The sequence below is a fragment of the Rhizobium sp. BR 362 genome, from assembly GCF_036528765.1.
Classification (GTDB): domain Bacteria; phylum Pseudomonadota; class Alphaproteobacteria; order Rhizobiales; family Rhizobiaceae; genus Rhizobium.
The window spans coordinates 75,442-90,515 of the sequence record NZ_JARWGH010000017.1; the positions used below are offsets into that span (position 1 = coordinate 75,442).

A 15,074-nucleotide genomic window follows, 5' to 3' on the forward strand; every position below is an offset into this window, starting at 1 on the left:
GTCGATGTTCCAACCTGTGCGGGCTTCAATGAGCGGTGGCTACGCCAGAGCGGACAAGACGCACCGGCAGCAGCTTGTAGGATGGCGTTTTTGCCTTGGTGTCATGATGATCCAATGGAAACAGGGGATTGGCTTCCGGATAATAGGCGCAGCAACATCCTTCCGGAAGGTCGTAGGCCGTGATTGTGAAGCCTGAAACCCGGCGCTCCGTATCCGGATCGATTGCCGTCACCAGATCGACGGCTTCACCGTTGCTGAAACCCAGGCGTGCAATGTCGGCCGTATTGACGAAAACAACGCGCCTCGTTCCTTCGACACCACGATAGCGGTCGCTGTAGCCATAGATCGTCGTGTTGAACTGATCGTTGGAACGCAAGGTGGTGAGATGAAGGACATCTGCGCTTTGTGCATCCACAGAAAACTCTGGAAACAGGCGGTCAGGGGTGATGAAATTGGCCTTGCCGTTGCGAGTGACCCACTTGCGCTCCCGTGCCGGCAGCGGCCTTGGAATGCCCCCGGGATGGAACATGCGCTTGTTGAAGTCCTTGAATGTCTCCGGATAGGTTTGCTCGATAGCGTCGCGGATCGTCGAATAGTCATCCACCCAGCGATCCCATGGCACGACCCCATTGGTGAGCGTCGCCTTTGCCAGGCCGGCGATGATTGCCGGCTCCGAAAGCAATTCCGGACTGGCGGGCTTGGCCCTTCCGCGCGAGCCGTGAAAATGCGCGACAGAGCTTTCCATCGACACAGCCTGTGGTCCGCTCGCCTGTTCGTCGATTTCAATGCGGCCAAGACATGGCAGGAGATAGGCGATTTGCCCGTGAATGACGTGGCTGCGATTGAGCTTAGTGGCGATCTGGACGGTCAGGCGCAGGTTTCGCCATGCATTCTCCATCGCAACGGTTTCGGGGATAGCCCGCAGGAAATTTCCGCCGAGGCTGACGAATGCCCGTGTCTCGCCCTTAAGGATCGCTTTGCATGTCTCGACCGTGGTGTGGCCGATCCATTCCGGGGGTTCGAATTGATAAAGCGTGGCTAGCTTGTCCAGCGGCACGAGACCCGGCTTTTCGGTGATCCCGACCGTGCGTTGGCCCTGAACATTCGAATGGCCGCGCACGGCGCAAATATTGGCTCCCGGCTTGCCAATGTTGCCGCGAAGAAGCGCAAGATTGACGACCATGTGGACATTCTGAACGCCCATGACATGCTGAGTAAGACCCATGCCGTAGACCATCAGAACCGCATTCGAGTTGGCATAGGTCGAAGCAGCCTGCTGCATCTGGGCCCGCGTCAGGCCGGAGACACGCTCCAGCTCGGCCCAATCGTATTTTCGTGCGGCCGCAGCGAATTCCTCGAAACCCGCGGTATGCTCACGGATGAAATCGTGATCGAGGACATGCTTTTTGTCGGCGGCCGCCATCGCTGCGGCAAAGGCAACCGTGCCGGCATCCGAAATATCGTCCGGGATCGCGTCCGCTCCCGCAACCTTGCTGATCCCCGATGCCTTCAGTGCATCGTCAGCCTCGATCAGCGCCTTGCACACGCCGAAAAGCGCTGCGATATCGCCACCATTCTTGACCTGGTAGTATTCCGACGAGATCGGCGTGTCCTTGCCGGTGAGCATCTGGCCCGGCAACTGAGGATTGACGAAATGCTGCAGCCCCGGCTCGTGAAGGGGGTTGAAGGTGACGACCTTGACGCCCCGGTTGACGGCGTCCTGCAGGTCGTGAAGCATTCTCGGCGAAGACGTGCCGACGTTCTGCGCAAGATAGAAGATGCAGTCGCAATTTTGGAAATCGGACAGAATGGCCGTGCCGATCGAAGCGCCAATGCTTTCCGGCAGTGCGACCGATGTGCTCTCGTGGCACATGTTCGACGAATCCGGCAGATTGTTGCTGCCGAATATGCGTGCGAACAACTGATACATATAGGCCGTTTCGAGTGATGCTCGGCCGGAGGTATAGAAGTCGACCTTCTCAGGAGCTACCGCCCTCAATTCGCGGCCGATTTCTTCGAAGGCGTTCTGCCAGTTGACAGGCACGTATTTGTCCGTTTCGGCATCCCAGCGCATGGGATGCGTCAGACGTCCCTGCTCTTCGAGATCATGATCAGGCCAGGTTTCGAGTTCGGTGAGCGTATGTGCGGCGAAGAAGGCGCGATCCGCCCGCCGATTTGTCACCTCCCAGCTAGTAGCCTTGGCGCCGTTTTCGCAAAATTCCAAAGGATGGGGCTTGGCAGGCTTGCCCCACGCGCAACTCACGCACATGTAACCATCGGGCTTGTTCTGATGCGCCAGGAGGGATGGGCCTGCGATCGGAATATGCTCCCGGAGCAGAATCTTACTCACCGATTTTGCGGAACCCCATCCACCTGCCGTGGTTTTGCGGGATGTATTCGCTGGTTCGTTTGTCGGTTGTGTAGCCATGATGAAGATCCTCGATTCCCACAAAGAACCAACAACAAGCTCTTCTGTTCCCTGTCGGTAGTGACAGCCGTCCTTAGCCGAGACCGTCGCTAAAGTTCGATGAGCGCGTAAGGCTTGCCGGTTGGTTTTTCGATATGGGCGGCGACATTGAAAACCGGTGCCCCGGCAGGAGTGCGGCCCTCATAACTGCCTCGATGCGCGTGTCCATGGACGACCGCATCGACCTTGAAACGGTCGATCGTCTCGGCAAGACGCGATGAGCCGAGGAAGGGAAAGATTTCCGGCGGTTCGCCGACGACCGTCTCGGTGATCGGCGCATAATGCAGAACGACCATGGAGCGGCTGGCGCGGACCTGACGCATGGCGTTTTCCAGCCGCATCGTTTCGTCGACGCTTTCGGCAACCATCGCCTTGATGGCAGGCTCTCCGAAGGAACTCAGCATGTAGCGGCCGAACCCTCCGGCAAACCCCTTTACACCGACGAAACCAACGTCTTCGATCTCCACGGCCCGGCCGTTTAAAAGCTTCACGCCAACATCGGTCAGAATGGCCGTCACTTCTTCGACGGCGCCGCTTTCATAATCATGATTGCCGAGCACCGCCACGACCGGCACCGTGCAGTTGCGCAGGTCGGCGGCGAGCAATTCAGCCTCTTTCGGCTTACCGAGGTCCGTCAGATCGCCGGCGATAACTAACACGTCGGCCACCGCACAGATGTCGGCGAAGAGCGCTTTGTAGGATTGTTCGCGATCTTCCTTGACATGAAGATCGGCAACGGCGGCAATTCTCAACTTACGTCGTTGATCATTGGCCATGCTTATTCTCCTCTTTGGTGCGCAATTCCCCGTCGCCGCTTACGTCGGCAAAGCCCCATTCCTCCACGTCAATTTCGAAGTCGATCCGCGAATACATCCGGCCGCGGCATATCTTCATCTGTGGCAGGGGCAGGTCGCGCTGTGCGCTCAGGCGGTCGAGCAGTTCATCCATCAGCCAATCCGGAATCTTGTCGCGCTCGGAGGGATAGATCCAGCGGAAGTTGAGAAGCTGGATCAGCAGCACTTCCCAGTGCACCTCCAAATATCCCAAGAGTTTGCGCCAATTGATCTTATCGTGCGCCTTCAGGATTACATGCGCGATATCGGCGCCATCATAGCGGTGCCGAAGCTGGACGAAGCATTTCGACCAAATCAGCTCCGTTGGTCCGACAATTCGGACGGAGCGGCCGCACATCTCGAGCTGCCGGGCATCCTCGAACCACTCATCGCCGACCGGCATCGTGCCGTTCGATGACGCAAAGATCACGTCGAAGAAGTGCCTGCCTTTCCAGATCTTCCCCAGCCAGCGTTCGTCCTCGACCTCCACTGCATAGCCCTTCTTCTGGAAATGCGCGAGGATGCGCGCATAGTCACCCGCCTTGCAGAAGACGTCGAAATCCTTGGTGGGACGGGAAATTCCGGTATAGGCGCTGACCGCGTAGGTGCCGGCGACGAGAAATGGGATCTGCGACTCCGCCAGATCGTTGACGGCAGCGGCGACAAACGGCTCCGCATCCGGATCGATCAATTGAGGCACAGCCTTCGCTTTCATCGGCAAGTTGCCTGTGCCGCCTCGATCCATATCCGTCGGAGCAATCATCTGATCACCGCTTCGCAGAAACATACAGGGATCAACACCGTCAGCAGACGGTTGTTCCATCATGCTCTCCACGGCCCGGATGACGATTTCAAATCATCGCCATCACAGGCCGTCGTGTGTCGGAGCACATGCTGCCGCGTCAGCTCTTGGACCTTGCGACGCGGTTGTTTTCCGCGGCAGAACTGGAAAGCGGGGCACGCTGGCGCTTCGCGCCCGCCTGATTGTTCGACAGAGCCGGGGGCGCCTCCGGTGTCCGCACGGCCTGCGTCGCCGATTCCGTTTCCTCGGTGTCTGAGGGTCTCGAATCCTGCTCGGCTTGCGTCTGGTATTGCTCTTGCTCGATCTCGCTATCGGCACGATGCCAATGGTCGATATCCTTGCCTTCCGGCCGTCCTTCCTGCTCCCAAATCTGGTAGGCACGAAGGCGGATTTTCTCGTCCCTTGAGTCTTGCATGTTCTTCTCCATCACTAGGTTCTTCCGGAAAATCAGTTCTTGGCAGAGCCTGGCTCGGCCATTCGGGCGTGTCGATGCGCCAGTATGCTGGCCGGCGTCACATTGGCGACGGCGGCTTGCAACTTGTTTTTCCAACCGCTGACCACATCTCCTTCGCCGTCGATCATCGCATCGAAGCCGATGCGCGCGACTTCGGCGGGATCGTCCTTTTTGGCCTGTCCGATCGCCGTATCCATAAGGCCAGCGCGCTTGAAGAATTCTGTTTCGGTGGCACCCGGCATCAGGCAGCTCACCGACACCCCGGTTCCCTTCAGCTCCTCGCGCAATGCAAACGAGAAGCTGTTGATGAAGGCTTTCGTGCCGTTATACACCGCCTGATAGGCGCCGGGCATGAAGCCGGCAATCGAACCCGTCAGCAGGATGCGGCCCTCGCCGCGGCTGCGCATCTGGCTCCCGATCTGCTGAATGAGGTAAAGAGTGCCTACAATGTTGGTATCGAGGACCTTCCTCGCCGCTGCGAAATCCTGATCGAGGAAATCCCCTCCGAGACCGCGTCCGACATTCGCCATGAGCAGGTCGACGGAGCGGCCCGACGCCGCTATGCGCTCGGTCAGCAGGTCGACGCCCGCCGTCGTCGACAGATCCGCTTCGACCGCTTCGACATTAACGCCGAATTCCATCAAACTGGCCGCCGCATCCCTGATGCGGCTCTCGTCGGCGGCGATGATCAGATCATAACCCTCTTGAGCGGAACACTTTGCCAACTCATATCCGATGCCGCTCGAAGCTCCCGTGACCACGGCAAGGCCTTTGCCAATCGCAGTTTTGGCCATCAATGCCTCCTTCAAGGTTTCAGGACGACTTTCACGCAGCCATCCTCTTTGTCGCGAAACATCTTGTAGAGATCCGGACCGTCTTCGAGTGTTCCCCGGTGGGTGATGACGAAGGACGGATCGATCTCGCCTTTCCGAATGCGTTCCATGAGCAGCGGCAGGTAGCGCTGCACGGGAGTCTGCGCCATCTTGAAGGTGAGACCGCGATTGATCGCGGAACCCATGGGTATCTTGTCGAGAAAACCGCCGTAGACGCCGACGATCGACACCGTGCCGAAATTGCGGCAGCAGTGGATTGCCTGGCGCAGCACATGCGGTCGATCGGTACCCATGAAGGTCGCGACCTTGATCCGATCCATCCGAGAATCCCAGCTTGCCGATGCATTCGCCTCGGTTCCCACGGCATCGATGCATGAGTCGGCGCCGCGGCCAGACGTCATCTCCATGATCCGGTCGTAAATATCCTCTTTCAGGAAATCGAGCGTCTCCGCGCCACCGGATTTGGCCAATGACAGACGCTCTGGAACGGTGTCGATCGCGATGACGCGTTCGGCGCCGAGGAGGAAAGCCGATCTGATAGCCATCTGCCCGACAGGGCCGCAGCCCCAGATGGCGATCGTGTCACCCGGCTGAATATTGCAAAACTCGGCCGCCATGTATCCGGTGGGAAAAATATCCGACAGGAACAGGACCTGTTCGTCGCTAAGATCCTCGGGAACTTTTACGGGACCGACATCGGCATAGGGTACGCGCAGATATTCGGCCTGCCCGCCGCTATAGCCGCCCAGCAAATGGGAATAACCGAAGAGACCGGCAGGCGAGTTCCCCCACAGCTTCGTCACCTTGCTGCGGTCGGGATTGCTGCGCTCGCAGCCGGAGAAAAAGCCGCGTTTGCAGAAGAAACACTCACCGCAGGAGATGGTAAAAGGAACGACGACCCGATCGCCAACCTTGAGCTTGCCGTTGTCCTTGCCGACTTCGACAACCTCGCCCATTGTTTCGTGGCCCATGATGTCGCCACTTTCCATGGAAGGCATGACACCGTCATAGAGATGGAGATCGGAGCCGCAAATCGCGCATGCCGTAACCTTGATGATCGCGTCGCGCCCATCCTGGATCTGCGGATCGGCAACGCTTTCGCAGCGGATATCGTGTTTGCCGTGCCATGTTAGCGCTCTCACAACAGTTCTCCCGATTGGCCGACGAGCGACCTAGAACCATCGCATCCGGCGAATGTTCCCACCTTCTTTGATTGCTGGAGTTTTTTCTTCACATGCCTTTGCGGCCGGCGCGTTCACTGCGACATTGCGTCATTCGGGATTAAATGCGAATCCTGACACGCTCTGACAAAAGCCTCGCGCGCAGCCTCGACGGTCACCTGATGCGAGACGGCGGCAAAGCATTTTTCCTTGGCCCGTGCATGGGACGCGCCTCTTTCGGACGGCCACTCGACACACAGGTAGTGGATCGCGTCTTCCGGACCGTGCACGAATGAGGCGAACCGATCGCCTGTTGTAACGCAAACCGGTGCGTTCCAGAGCACGTTGAATTTGACATCAATGATTTCGTTCATCTGCTCCTCCTTGGCTATCGGCGAGGCGAGGTTTGGCAGGCAAAATGGAGTGTGTGAGGGCGTTTTGCGCCAGTCGTTTCTGAGGATGGAGAGGTGGCTATTTCGGCGATATCAGCCGAAGTCCTCATCGAGCTGGGCGGCGAGCTGCTGGCGAGCGCGATTGATGCGACTCTTGACCGTGCCGATCGCACAGCCGAACTTTTCCGCCGCATCGTCGTAGGAGCGACCCTCGATGACTACATATTCCAGCACCGCACGATAGGGCTCCGGCAACAGGTTGCAGGCCCGTTCTAGTTCTTTCGCGCGGATCGTCCATTCTTGCGATGGCGCCTCCACCCCGAAGCCGGAGACGCATTTCTTGACGCCGGGGGACTCGCGCTTGGCTATGCGGAACTTCGTGCAGAACGTGTTGCGCATGATGGTGAAGAGCCAGGATTTTAGCCGTGTCCCCGGATCGAACTGTCCAAGATTGGCAAGCGCCTTTGTCAAGGTCTCCTGAACCAGGTCATCGGCGTCGGCAGAGTTCCTATGGAAGGTTCTTGCGAAGGCGCGAAGAGCCGGAATGAGATTCACGATTTCAGCCTGTAGGTCGGCGGATCGGGACATGTCGTGCACAACGCTCTCCTTCTAGCCGCGTCATTCGCGATTGACGCAACGTCGCACCGCCCCGCGAGTGCAAACGCCACGACCATCGTAATCGATATCCCTGCGGATGCCGATCGGATCATTCCACCAATATTGAGCGAGTTGCCGCGATTGCGCCTGAACTCCCTTCAGACTTTATCAAGCGCTCTCCGCATCCCCTAAGGAACGAACCCAGTTGCAGCTTGTTCCGTCCGGTTTCAGAAATTTCTTCGACATAACCTGAAGGCGAGAGAGGTGGACCGCGCGAGTGGCGACAGGGGCCAAGCAGGAAGGGACGAATTACACGCGATCCAGCTTCCGAACCGACATCCCGTGCTTAAGTTCCCGATCAGCTAAAATACACAGTCACCCCCGATATTTACCTTCGTTCATATCGGCAGGATCGTAGTTGAGATCCCAGTCTTTGTCCGGTTTCTTCTGGCCAGGCGGCCTCTTGTTCACCGTTGCGTCGTCCGACCCGGTAATCACCTTCGGCTTGGCGCTGGCGACGCCGTTGTTATCGCTCTTCTTGATGAGCCTGCGATATTGGCCTTTCGCATCCTTATGGATATCGGCCGCGTCTTTTCCGCCAGGATTGTCCGATTTCGACATGTCTCGTCTCCTATCGCTGAGGTTCGTTGTGACGAGGTGGGCGGCCGTTCAGCATCAAACATTCTATCCGCACCTCTTGAGCAAAGCGTTTCGCACCGATTGGTTCCGAGGCTTTTGAAGATTTCGAGGGCAGTCAGGATGATTGGAGCGATTGCGAGCACCCAAACAATCCGGCAATTGGGGAACATTTTCCGCCGCGAGGCGTTCCCTGCCGCTTCAAGGGCACGCCATTCGCGACGAGCGGATCATCGCCGCCGATTAAACTTCTGCCTGAAAATACCGCACTTAAGCTCTTGTTCCGGAGATAAAATAGGCCGGCTTGCCTAGTGTACTCCCCACGTCATGACGGCAGCCAGAAGGATTTGACCGATGGCTCTTATGCACGATGGCTCTTATGCACCATGCGAAGGATCGAGACTTCACGTCTTTTGTCGCAGTGGGTGCCGTTGCGGCGGAGCTCGCCATTATTTTCATCGGCGCAACTTTGCCGACGCCGCTTTATCCTCTCTATCGGACGGCATTTTCGTTTTCCGGCCTTGTCCTAACCCTGATTTATGCAGTCTATGTTTTCGGAAATCTGGTGGCGTTGCTGATCCTTGGCCGCCTGTCAGATCAGATCGGACGCAAAAGCATCACCCTGCCAGCGATTGCGTTCGGCATTGCAAGTACGATCCTCTTTGCCTTTGCGAGCAGCGTGACATGGCTCTTTGCTGCCCGGATCCTCAGCGGAATTGCCACCGGCCTTGCCGCAGGTGCGGCAACCGCATGGATTGCTGAACTATCGGCGGGCAAGAACAAGCTCCCCACCGCGAAAATAGCCTCTGCAGCCAATTTTGCCGGCCTGGCCGTGGCACCCCTTGCCTCCGGACTGCGGAGTTCGCCCCCTGGCCGCTCCGCCTATCCTATGTCCTATACCTCGTTCTCCTGGTCGGGATTGCTGGAGTCATTACCTTTGTGCCCGAAACCGTGGCAAATCCAAAACAGCGTCTGCGCGACATCTCGGTGAAGCCGAGACTCGGACTGCCGCAGGAGATCAGGTCGAAATTCGTGTCTCCGGCTCTAACCGGATTTGTCATATTCGCGTTGATCGGCTTTTACGCCGCCTTGATCCCGAGCCTGTTGTCGGAAAGCTTGCATCAGACCTCGCCTGCTGTATCCGGCGCTATGGTTTTCCAGCTATTTGCGGTGGCGGTCATTGCAGTCGGGGTAACCGGAAGGTTGGCTATCCGGGCGGCCATGCTGACCGCATTGTTGCTGCTGCCTGCCGGCACGTGGCTGCTCGTCACGGCACAATTGATGAAATCCTTGCCACTCCTGTTCGTCGCCACGACGCTCGGCGGCATTGCAGGGGCGCTGGGGTATCGCGGCAGCCTCGATCTGGTCAATGCGATCGCGCCTGCCAATCAGCGCAGTGAGGTTGTCTCAAGCTACCTTATCGCTGTCTACAGCGGGAACGCTCTTCCGGTTATCGGCATCGGATTGCTCTCCACTCTCACGAGTTCGATGTTCGCACACATCGCCTTCGCCGCAGTGATCACCGTTCTTGCCGTGATTGCGCTGGTGGCTGAAAAGAGGTCGTTAACCAGGGTCGAAACGCGCCAGGATCAATAGACCGGCGCTTTTTCCCCAATTCGATAGTAGCAATGGCCGCGTCCGCTCCGGCAGTGACGAATGGAACAAAGTCTGCCGCCGCTTGTTCGTTCTTCATGCGAGGGTGTGATGGCTAATCGCGATATCATCGTCATCGGCGGATCGGCGGGATCGTCGGATCCTCTAAGGACTATTCTAGCCGCCCTGCCCCGCAATTTCGAGGCAGCAGTGTTTGTAGTTGTCCATGTCCCCGCAAACAGCGCCGGCATATTCAGGTCAGTGGCTTCCGCGTCCAGCAATTTGCCCGTGAAGCAGGCCGGGGACGGCGATGTCATTCGGCCCGGCCAAATCTATATCGCTCCCCCCAACCACCATTTATTATTGACAAAGGAAAAGCTCGTCCTGGGAAATGGGCCTCGCGAAAATCTAGCTCGCCCCGCGATCGACTCGCTCTTCCGCTCGGCGGCTCTTTCCTGTGGTCCCAGAACGATCGGTGTCCTTCTCAGCGGCAAGATGAACGACGGCGCATCCGGCTTGGCAGTAATAAAGCAAGCCGGGGGCATCGCCGTTGTTCAAGCGCCGACGGATGCGATCGCGCCTGAGATGCCGATGTCGGCATTGGAAGCTACACCCGTCGATCTCAGCGCGACGTCCGTGGAGTTGGCACAGGCGATCCTTCGCTTCGCGTCGGAGCCACCGGGCCCGGCGCGGCCATTGCCGGCCAACATCAAGATTGAAGTAGAGATCGCGGCAGGCGGCCGCGCGGACACATCGAGCATCAAGGAACTAGCCGACCCTTCCCCGTTGACGTGCCCGGATTGCGGCGGGGTCTTGTCGGAGGTGCGGCATTCGCAACCGCTGCGATTTCGCTGCCAGATAGGACATGCCTATACCGCGAAGGCGTTGATTGCCAAGCAGCGCGATTTCGTGGAGGTCGCCATGCAGGTGGCCTTGCGAACCCTCGAAGAACGCGCCACTCTAGTCAGCCGCATGGCAAAGGAAGCGAGAGAGGCCAACCGCTTGAGCATGGCGCAAATGCATGAAGAGCGGGCCATGGAATACCGAAAGCACGCAGATGTCTTGCGCAAGGCCCTTCTTCAGGGCATGGAAGATGAGGCTCCTCACGAGAGCGGGTCAGAGGTCATTGACCTGGAAATGCGTACGGGAACGAAGCCGAAATCGTAATCGGCCGTCTCGGCGGCTTAAGAGCACGGAATGCCAGACGTGACAAAGAAATCTCGGGGTAAAAAGAGTGACGAGCTTTTGACGGAAGCCGAAGTTGAGACCGGGGAAGGATCTGGCTTGCGGTCACCGATCATAGTGGGGATCGGAGCTTCCGTGATGGAGACCGGCAGTCTCGAAGTGTTTTTCGAGCATATGCACTCTTCTCCCGGGGCGGCATTCGTCGTCCTGATGCAATATCGCGACGACTTCGATCTGGAATCATTCCAAGCCCGTCTGGCGACGGTCAGCGGCCGTACCGTACGGTCGGCTGCGAACGGCGAATCGATGGAGTCCGAGCGCATCTATATTGTTCCCGCCGGTATGACCGCCACCTTGAAAAACGATCGGCTGCTGACGCATCACACTCCCGACACATCCGGTGAACGCGGGACCATGGATAGCTTCCTGGTCTCGCTGGCCGAGCAGGAGCAAAAGCGAGCCATCGGGCTCGTCATGAGCGGCTGCGGCACGGACGGAACCCTTGGTATTATAGCCGTCAAGGAGCACGGCGGATTGGCGCTTGCCGAAAGCGGCCCGGAATCTGTGGATATTTCGAATCCGTCCTCACAACCGAAGAGTGCGGCTGCGGTGGCGGATTTGATATTGCCCGCCGAGGAATTGGCAATCCGTATCAAGGCGCAGATCCGCAGCCTTCAACGCCAGACGCTGGCGCAGGATTTTGACGAACTGGTCGTCCAAGCCGGCCCGCAATTGACCCGGATTGCCGCCGTACTTCGCAACCGGACAGGTCACGATTTTCACGGCTACAAACCCAATACGTTCTTGAGGCGCGTGCAACGCCGCATTCAGGTAACGCAGACCGATACGATCGAAAATTATCTGGAATACTTGCGTACCGACGCCGACGAGGCGAACAGCCTGTTCAACGACCTGTTGATCGGCGTGACGCATTTCTTCCGGGATACGAAGGAGTTCGAATATCTCGAACGGGAAATCATCCCCAAACTCTTCGAAGGCAAGGGAGCGGGCGATCACATCCGTGTCTGGGTGCTTGGCTGTGCCACGGGTGAAGAAGCCTATTCGATCGCCATTCTGTTGCGCGAACAGATGGCGAGACTCGACATCGTGCCGCATATCCAGATATTTGCGACCGACATCGACAACCGCGCGCTGGCGCAGGCGCGTGTCGGACGCTATGCGGCCTCCGCCATCAAGGACGTTACCCCAGAGCGATTGGCCCGTTGGTTCGTCAAAGAGGGCGAAACCTATTCCGTGGTCAAGGAATTGCGGGAATTGTGCTTGTTTTCGCAGCACAATCTCATCAAGGACGCACCCTTCTCAAGGCTCGACATGGTTTCGTGCCGCAACCTTCTGATCTATCTCGGGGCCGAACTTCAGAACAGAGTCATTCCGCTTTTCCATTTCGCCCTGCGGCCGGGCGGCTACCTGTTCCTTGGAAATTCCGAGAATGTCAGCCGTCATGGGAAGCTTTTTACGCCGGTGGATCGCCGCTTCCGAATATTCCGTCAGATCGAAACCATGACGCGTCTGCTGCCGGATTTCCCGTTGTCGGCGGCAACCGAGCGCAACGGATCGCCCTATATGCCGTCCGGGGTCCGCCCCGCCGTCAACAATGTATCCGTGCTGACGAAGCAGGCCGAGCGGATCATGGAGCGTTATGCGCCCGCCTACATGATCGTCGATGAAAACCACGACGTGCTGCATTTTTCCGGGCGCACCGGCAAGTTCATCGATCCGCCTTCGGGCCATGCCAGCCTCAATGTCTTCAGCTTAATCCATCGCGATCTGCGTATAGATCTCCGCGCAGCGCTCCATAAGGCAGAGACGGAAAAGGCAACCGTCAAGGTCGGCGGTTTGAAGGTGGGTCAAAACGGCAGCGCCCTGGTGGTCACCATGTCGATCGAACCGATCGACCCCGCCCCCGGGCAGCCGAGGCGTTTCATGGTGATCCTTCAGGACGGTCAAGTAGTCGGTGAGGACGATGCCGGCAGCGTCATTCCATCCGCCGGTCAGGAAGAACATGTGCGGCGTTTGGAAGACGAGCTTCGCCAGGCGCGCGACCGGTTGCAAGCAACAGTCGAAGAGCTGGAAAGCACCAACGAAGAATTGAAGGCTTCGAACGAGGAATATCAATCCGTCAACGAAGAGCTTCAATCGTCGAACGAAGAACTCGAGACGTCCAAGGAGGAGCTCCAATCCCTCAACGAAGAGCTTCAGACCGTCAATGGCGAACTGGCCCATCGCGTGGAAGAGCTGGCACGCGCCAATTCCGATCTGAGAAATCTGCTCGACAGCACTCAGATTGCCGCCGTCTTCCTCGACAATGACCTGCGCATCAAAAGCTTCACGCCCGCGATCACCGACATATTCCATCTCATCGACACCGATCTCGGCAGGCCGATCCATCACATAGCCACCAGAATCGCCTATGACGATCTCGAGCAAGACGTCCGACGCGTTATCCGGACGCTGAGCAGCATCGAGCGGGAAACGAAAAACCCGCAGAGCGGATCGCAATATCTTATCCGCGTGCTTCCCTATCGCAGCGTCGATAATGTGATCGAGGGCGCCGTTTTGACCTTCCTGGACGTGACGGCCCTTGTCAGGGCAGAGGAGCGCCTGCGGGATCGCGAGGCACTTCTGCGCTCCGTCGTCGAAGGCATCCCGCAACTCGTCTGGCGCGCCGCGGCGGAGGGGAATTGGACCTGGAGCAGCCCGCAATGGACGGCTTTCACCGGCCAGACCGAAGCGGCATCGCGCGGCAGAGGCTGGCTTGAACCCATACATCCCGATGACCGCAAGAAGGTCATGGAAGCCTGGAGGGAAGCCGAAAGCACCGGATTGCTCGAGTTGGAGCATCGCCTCTTCAATGCCGAAAGGAATGCATACAGGACAGTGCATCTTCGGGCTCGGCCAGTAAAGAACGATGCCGGCAAGGTGCTCGAATGGTTCGGCACGGCGACCGATGTGCACGAAATGCAGCTTCTTCAAGAGCATCAGCAGATTTTGCTGCATGAGCTCCAGCACCGAGTGCGCAACACGCTCGCGATCATCCGTTCGATCGCCGCCCATACCGCGGAAACGAGTGAGACGGTGGAAGATTACGCCCATCATCTGGAAGGCCGTATCAATGCAATGGCGAGAACGCAGACTTTGTTGACCAGCGCGCCGGATGCCGCAATGGACCTCAAAGGGCTGATCGAAAGCGAAATATCCGCGCAGACCGGCGGGGATGAAAATCCGGTCACGATCACGGGTCCGAACGCGGCCCTGTTCGGGAAAGCCGCGGAGAGCATGAGCCTCGCGATCCATGAACTGACCAGCAATGCCGTGAAATATGGGGCATTGTCGCGAGACGGTGGAAAGTTGAACATATCCTTCCATAATCACGGTGAGGGCAACAAGCGCTCTTTGAAGCTGGTCTGGCAAGAGACAGGGCTGATAGGAGTGCCGGAGAAGCCGGCCCGGCGCGGATTTGGGTCCGAGCTGATTGAGAACGTAGTACCCTATCAGTTCGGCGGCAGCGGACGGCTTGAATTTACGCCTGAAGGATTGATCTGCACCATCGAACTGCCTCTTTCCGAGAAGATCAAACTGCATGAGGCGAGCCATTGAAATGTAAACCCGCCACTGAGCCTATGTCCGAAGACCTTTGCGCCCCCACAATTCAACAACAATCGGTCTGACGAGATGAGCCAGAGCTACAGCCAGTTCTTTTCCGGCCGACGGGTTTTGATCGTGGAAGATGAGTATCTACTCGCAAACGAGGCGCGCCGACAATTGCTGAAGCTTGGGGCTATAGTCGTCGGGCCAACCGCAAGGGTCGAGCAGGCTCTCGAATTGATCCAGGATCAAGGTGTCGATGCGGCGATCCTCGATGTCCACCTCGACGGCGAAATGGTGTTTCCCGTCGCCGAGAGGCTAGATGAACTGAATATTCCTTATGTCTTTGCCACCGGTTATGATCCGTCGATCATTCCCGCGCATTTCACCGGCTTTGTTCTTTGCGAAAAGCCGATCGAGATCGAGCATATCGCGCGAGCCCTTTTTGGTCCACGGCGGCAGGATTCTTGACGAACATCGTGAGCAGGCATTCCGAGGAAAGGCGAAACGCAAAAG

14 protein-coding genes are annotated in these 15,074 nt (G+C 57.9%); 5 read left to right on the forward strand and 9 right to left on the reverse strand.

The annotated features are described in order from the left end of the window. Positions 1-25: 25 nt before the first annotated feature. The 9 genes from QDY28_RS20030 to QDY28_RS20070 all read right to left on the reverse strand — a co-directional run bounded on the left by QDY28_RS20030 (position 26) and on the right by QDY28_RS20070 (position 8,159). The gene (locus QDY28_RS20030; RefSeq protein ID WP_331383401.1) at positions 26-2,428 is read right to left on the reverse strand and encodes an FdhF/YdeP family oxidoreductase; all 2,403 of its coding nucleotides are present in this window, start codon (positions 2,426-2,428) and stop codon (positions 26-28) included. Positions 2,429-2,517: 89 nt separating this feature from the next. Next, positions 2,518-3,243 carry a metallophosphoesterase family protein gene (locus QDY28_RS20035; protein WP_331383402.1) on the reverse strand — a complete coding sequence of 242 codons (726 nt, stop codon included), beginning with the start codon at positions 3,241-3,243 and terminating at the stop codon, positions 2,518-2,520. Beyond that, the gene (locus tag QDY28_RS20040; protein WP_331383403.1) at positions 3,233-4,015 is read right to left on the reverse strand and encodes a hypothetical protein; all 783 of its coding nucleotides are present in this window, start codon (positions 4,013-4,015) and stop codon (positions 3,233-3,235) included. Before QDY28_RS20040 ends, QDY28_RS20035 begins: the two co-directional genes overlap by 11 nt. A 187-nt stretch (positions 4,016-4,202) precedes the next feature. Then, positions 4,203-4,517, reverse strand: a complete 315-nt coding sequence (locus tag QDY28_RS20045; RefSeq protein WP_331383404.1) for a DUF2934 domain-containing protein — start codon at positions 4,515-4,517, stop codon at positions 4,203-4,205. A 32-nt stretch (positions 4,518-4,549) separates the two neighbouring features. Continuing rightward, on the reverse strand, positions 4,550-5,350 hold the full coding sequence (locus QDY28_RS20050) for an SDR family NAD(P)-dependent oxidoreductase (RefSeq protein ID WP_331383405.1): 801 nt from the start codon (positions 5,348-5,350) through the stop codon (positions 4,550-4,552). 11 nt (positions 5,351-5,361) lie between these two features. Then, positions 5,362-6,531 (reverse strand): zinc-dependent alcohol dehydrogenase, encoded by a 1,170-nt coding sequence (locus QDY28_RS20055; protein ID WP_331383406.1) that lies wholly within the window; start codon positions 6,529-6,531, stop codon positions 5,362-5,364. Positions 6,532-6,644: 113 nt separating this feature from the next. Continuing rightward, the gene (locus tag QDY28_RS20060) at positions 6,645-6,923 is read right to left on the reverse strand and encodes a DUF982 domain-containing protein (protein ID WP_331383407.1); all 279 of its coding nucleotides are present in this window, start codon (positions 6,921-6,923) and stop codon (positions 6,645-6,647) included. 111 nt (positions 6,924-7,034) lie between these two features. After that, the gene (locus tag QDY28_RS20065) at positions 7,035-7,529 is read right to left on the reverse strand and encodes a sigma-70 family RNA polymerase sigma factor (protein WP_331383434.1); all 495 of its coding nucleotides are present in this window, start codon (positions 7,527-7,529) and stop codon (positions 7,035-7,037) included. A 384-nt stretch (positions 7,530-7,913) separates the two neighbouring features. Beyond that, on the reverse strand, positions 7,914-8,159 hold the full coding sequence (locus QDY28_RS20070) for a hypothetical protein (RefSeq protein WP_331383408.1): 246 nt from the start codon (positions 8,157-8,159) through the stop codon (positions 7,914-7,916). Positions 8,160-8,553: 394 nt separating this feature from the next. On the opposite strand from QDY28_RS20070, the gene QDY28_RS20075 reads away from it, so the two are divergent. The 5 genes from QDY28_RS20075 (at position 8,554) to QDY28_RS20095 (ending at position 15,029) form a co-directional block, all read left to right on the forward strand. Then, complete coding sequence (locus QDY28_RS20075) at positions 8,554-9,165, forward strand: MFS transporter (RefSeq protein WP_331383409.1); 612 nt, start codon at positions 8,554-8,556, stop codon at positions 9,163-9,165. Continuing rightward, positions 9,162-9,770 carry a hypothetical protein gene (locus QDY28_RS20080; protein WP_331383410.1) on the forward strand — a complete coding sequence of 203 codons (609 nt, stop codon included), beginning with the start codon at positions 9,162-9,164 and terminating at the stop codon, positions 9,768-9,770. Before QDY28_RS20075 ends, QDY28_RS20080 begins: the two co-directional genes overlap by 4 nt. Before the next feature lie 60 nt (positions 9,771-9,830). Further along, positions 9,831-10,934 (forward strand): chemotaxis protein CheB, encoded by a 1,104-nt coding sequence (locus tag QDY28_RS20085; RefSeq protein ID WP_331383411.1) that lies wholly within the window; start codon positions 9,831-9,833, stop codon positions 10,932-10,934. 30 nt (positions 10,935-10,964) lie between these two features. Next, entirely contained in the window at positions 10,965-14,570 is a 3,606-nt protein-coding gene (locus QDY28_RS20090; protein WP_331383412.1) for a CheR family methyltransferase, read from the forward strand. 75 nt (positions 14,571-14,645) lie between these two features. Beyond that, positions 14,646-15,029: a response regulator gene (locus QDY28_RS20095; protein WP_331383413.1), complete on the forward strand. Its 384-nt coding sequence runs from the start codon at positions 14,646-14,648 to the stop codon at positions 15,027-15,029. The last annotated feature ends 45 nt before the right edge of the window (positions 15,030-15,074 follow it).